Here is a 3,857-nt window from a genome sequence, read left to right as displayed (position 1 = left end):
GTGCTTGAAACCACCGATGCCGCCGCTTATGCCGCCAGCTGCGAAGCGGTTTCCCGCATCGACTTCCGAGCCAGCAACGGTGCGATCCAGTGCCCGGCCCTGGTGATTGCCGGCACGCGCGACGAAGCAACGCCCGTGGCCATGTCGGAAGCCATTTGCGCCAGCATCAAGGGTGCGCAATTGCGCACCTTGCCAGCGGCTCATTTGAGCGCGGTGGAGCAACCAGATGCATTTGCCGACTTGCTGGAACGCTTTTTCGAAAGCCTGCGCTAGGGCGCTGCCAGCGGACTGATCGGGCAGGTGCGGGAGCGGGGGGACAGGGTGCTTCGGTGATGGGCTGGCGGCGGCAGCGTCGATAATCGGGCCCAGGCAAATAGCCAAGCCCCACCCACCCGAACATCTGGAAAGCCCCGCTTCATGAAAACAGTCCTTGTCCTGAATGGCCCCAACCTCAACTTGCTGGGAACGCGTGAGCCGGCCGTGTACGGTTCGCAAACCCTGGCCGATGTAGAGGCGCTGTGCACCAAGGCCTGCGCAACCCACGGTTTCAAGCTCGACTTTCGCCAGAGCAACCACGAAGGCGTGATGATTGACGCCATCCATGAAGCCGGGCGCGCCCAGGCTGCTGGCACGCTGGCAGGCATCGTGCTGAATGCTGGCGCTTATACCCACACCAGCGTGGCCCTGCACGATGCCATCAAGGGCGCGGGCGTCACGGTGATCGAGCTGCACATCAGCAATGTGCATGCACGCGAGGCTTTCCGCCATCACTCTTATATTTCGCCAGCTGCCAGGGCCGTGATGGCCGGGTTCGGCGTCAAGGGCTACGCCCTCGCCATCGCGGGCCTGGYCGAGTTGGCAGTCTGACCCGGTTGCGGCGCTGACCATGGCTGCGCCACCGAAATTCCCCGTTGACGAACGCGAGGTAGAGTTCAACGCCATCCGCGCGCAGGGCGCCGGCGGGCAAAACGTCAACAAGGTCTCCAGTGCGATTCACCTGCGCTTTGACATTGCGGCTTCGTCGCTGCCCGACGCCGTCAAGGAACGGCTGCTGGCGACGAGCGACGGACGCATCACGCAGGAGGGCGTTCTGGTGCTCAAGGCCCAGCAGCACCGTACCCAGGAGATGAACCGCAGCGACGCCATGGCACGCCTGCAGGAGATCGTTGACGGCGTCTCCACACCGCCCCGGGCGCGGCGCGCCACCAAACCTACCTACGGCTCGAAGCAGCGCCGCCTGGCGGGCAAAAGCCAGCGCTCGGAAATCAAGTCTTCACGGGGCAAGGTGGGCGGCGGCGACTAAGCCCGGCCGGCAGTCCACCTGGTGCCGTTCAGGTCACCATATAGCGCCCGGGTTTGTGGTTGACCCAGAGGAACAGGCTCATCAGCACGGCCGCCATGACTGAATATGCCACGCGCTCAGGGGGCACGACTGCCAGCGCCATCAACACCACGGCCGAATCAATGGCCATCTGTATCTTGCCGGCGCGCCAGCCGTGCTTTTCCTGAAGATAGAGGGTCACGATGGTGGCGCCGCCCAGGCTTGCCCGGTGCCGGGCCAGGAAGAGGCAGCCGGTCCCCAGCAGCAGGCCGCCCACCAGCGCGGCGTACAGCGGGTGGATGTCTGCGATGTCGAGCACCCGGGGTGACCAGTCCGCCAGCAGCGACAGCAATGCAATGGACAGGAAGGTCTTGATGGTGAACTCGCGGCCCATGCGGCTCCAGGAGAACCAATAGAAGGGCAGGTTGACCAGAAAGAACAGCTTGCCGAAGCTCACGCCCGTGGCGTAGTGCAGCACAAAGGCCACGCCGGCCGTACCGCCCGTCAACAGGCCCGCCTGGTTGAAGATCACCATCGCCAGCGACACAAACAGCGTGCCCGTGAAGATGCCCTGCGCATCGTCAAAAAGGGTGTGGCGTTCGGGTGATGTAACTGGGGGCATGGGAAGCTGGCGTGTTGCCCACGGGCGGGCACTTCAGCTCTGCATGATCTGTGCCAATGGGCACGTTTGCATTTCAGTGACTACGGATTGGCCTGCGGCGCTCACATGACGAAATTCAAGCCATTTAAGGCTCTAGCCCAATAAGGACGAGCGCAAGCAGCTATCAAAACAATAGCGTTATGCGCGGCGCTGGTTTCCTTGTTGCAGTCTGTCTCGCACCTGCGCGGTGATTTCCAGGGAGCGCCGGGCGATGGCGGGGTCGTAAATGTGAGTGGTCACCATCAGTTCATCGGCCCGGGTATCCTCGATGAAGCGCTGAAGCTGGTTTTCAACCGTTGCCGCCGAACCTGCGACGGCATAGCGCAGCATGCGCTGCGCGCCGGCTTTCTCGGCCGGTGACCAGTAGCTTTCGATGTCGTCGATGGGCGGCGGCATCGGCCCCGGCGTGCCGCGCAGCAGGTGGGTCATGGCCTGCTGCACGGAGGTGAGCTGGTAGCGTGCCGCTTCGTCCGTTTCGGCCGCGACGACATTGGCCACCACCATGGCATAAGGTTTGGCGAGCTGGGCGGAAGGCCTGAAGCCGCTGCGGTACAGGTCCAGCGCCTGCATCAGCATGTCGGGCGCGAAGTGCGATGCGAAAGCAAAGGGCAGGCCCAGCATGGCAGCGAGCTGGGCACCGAAGAGGCTGGAGCCCAGCAGCCACAGCGGCACCTTGAGGCCAGCGCCCGGGACCGCCCTGATTTTCTGGCCGGGCTCTGCCGGTTCAAAGTAGGCCTGCAGTTCCTCCACGTCCTGCGGAAAAGTATCGGCATTGTTCTGGTGGTCACGCCGCAGTGCGCGTGCGGTGAGCTGGTCGGTGCCCGGTGCGCGCCCCAGCCCGAGGTCGATGCGGCCGGGGTRCAGCGAAGCCAGCGTGCCGAACTGCTCGGCGATCACCAGTGGCGAATGGTTGGGCAGCATCACCCCGCCGGATCCCACGCGGATGGTTTGCGTGCCGCCCGCCACATGGCCGATAACCACCGCGGTGGCGGCGCTGGCGATGCCGGGGTTGTTATGGTGCTCGGCCAGCCAGAAGCGCTTGAAACCCAGTTGTTCGGCATGCCGGGCCAGGGCCAGGGTGTTGCGAAAGGCATCGGCGGCAGTGGCGCCCGTGACGATGGGGGATAGATCGAGGACTGAAAAGGGGATCATGTTTTTGCGCCTTCTCCCTCAGGGAGAAGGCGGGGATGAGGGCTTGCGGCGTTTGATGTTGCGCCGTGTGTGTTCGAATGCCGCTGGCCCTCACTCCAACCCTCTCCCAGGGGGAGAGGGAGTGAAGAGGGGGCGGTTGGGCTGCGATTCACAGAGGTGTATGAGAAGGCGGTAAGCCAGTTTAGGAGCTTGGCGATGGCCGCATGAGGGGCAGGGTATAAATCCCCCATGACAGATTCGGCAAACATTGAGCTTCCTCCCGAAGCGCTCGCGATGCTGCGCACGGCCAGCCGTTTTGAAACCCCTTGCGGCGACGGCACCATGGTCTGGCACATATGGGGCCAGGCCACGCGCCGGCCCGGGCTCGCGCCCCTGGTGCTGCTGCACGGCGGCAGCGGCAGCTGGATGCACTGGCTGCGCAACATCCCTGCGCTGGCCGCGTCGGGCCGCTGGGTGCTGGTGCCTGATCTTCCCGGTTTTGGCGATTCGGCCGCGCCTTTACGGGGCACCGATGCTGACGTGCTACCCGAACCGGTCGAGCAAGGGCTGGCCCTGCTGGCGGGCGAGGCGGCCTGCGACCTCGTGGGATTTTCCTTTGGCGGCATGGTGGCCGGCTTTGTGGCGGAGCGTTTCCCTGCCCGGGCGGCGCGTGTGGTGCTGGTGGGTGCGCCCGGCCTGGGTGTGGCGCCCGAAAAAGCCATACGCCTGCGCGCCTGGCGGCAT

The 3,857-nt window shown here is 64.7% G+C and carries 6 protein-coding genes; 4 read left to right on the top strand and 2 right to left on the bottom strand.

Annotated elements, in window-relative coordinates; translation table 11 throughout:
* From AC1D1X_RS17855 to arfB, 3 genes are all read left to right on the top strand, one after another.
* The coding region (locus AC1D1X_RS17855) for an alpha/beta fold hydrolase (protein WP_477698793.1) at window positions 1-273 on the top strand (273 nt) is incomplete at its 5' end.
* 144 nt (window positions 274-417) lie between these two features.
* Window positions 418-867, top strand: a complete 450-nt coding sequence (gene aroQ, locus AC1D1X_RS17850) for a type II 3-dehydroquinate dehydratase (protein ID WP_477698792.1) — start codon at window positions 418-420, stop codon at window positions 865-867.
* Between the two features lie 19 nt (window positions 868-886).
* Window positions 887-1,303, top strand: coding sequence for an alternative ribosome rescue aminoacyl-tRNA hydrolase ArfB (arfB, locus tag AC1D1X_RS17845; protein ID WP_477667892.1), 417 nt, complete (start codon window positions 887-889; stop codon window positions 1,301-1,303).
* Between the two features lie 28 nt (window positions 1,304-1,331).
* Here arfB and AC1D1X_RS17840 read toward each other — a convergent pair whose 3' ends face one another.
* Window positions 1,332-1,943: a DUF6198 family protein gene (locus AC1D1X_RS17840; protein ID WP_477667891.1), complete on the bottom strand. Its 612-nt coding sequence runs from the start codon at window positions 1,941-1,943 to the stop codon at window positions 1,332-1,334.
* 177 nt (window positions 1,944-2,120) lie between these two features.
* Window positions 2,121-3,134 carry an LLM class flavin-dependent oxidoreductase gene (locus AC1D1X_RS17835; protein WP_477698791.1) on the bottom strand — a complete coding sequence of 338 codons (1,014 nt, stop codon included), beginning with the start codon at window positions 3,132-3,134 and terminating at the stop codon, window positions 2,121-2,123.
* A 228-nt stretch (window positions 3,135-3,362) separates the two neighbouring features.
* On the opposite strand from AC1D1X_RS17835, the gene AC1D1X_RS17830 reads away from it, so the two are divergent.
* Window positions 3,363-3,857: alpha/beta fold hydrolase (locus tag AC1D1X_RS17830; protein ID WP_477698790.1), on the top strand; the 495-nt coding region annotated here is incomplete at its 3' end.

The organism is Polaromonas sp. P1_G4, assembly GCF_056405475.1.
The sequence above is the reverse complement of the archived record's forward strand: the minus strand, read 5'-3'. Positions and strand labels throughout refer to the sequence as shown.

Excerpts from the sequence above, each read along its gene's own strand:
- AC1D1X_RS17840 (WP_477667891.1), bottom strand. The coding sequence starts at position 1,943 with ATGCCCCCAGTTACATCACCCGAACGCCACACCCTTTTTGACGATGCG.
- arfB (WP_477667892.1), top strand. The coding sequence starts at position 887 with ATGGCTGCGCCACCGAAATTCCCCGTTGACGAACGCGAGGTAGAGTTC.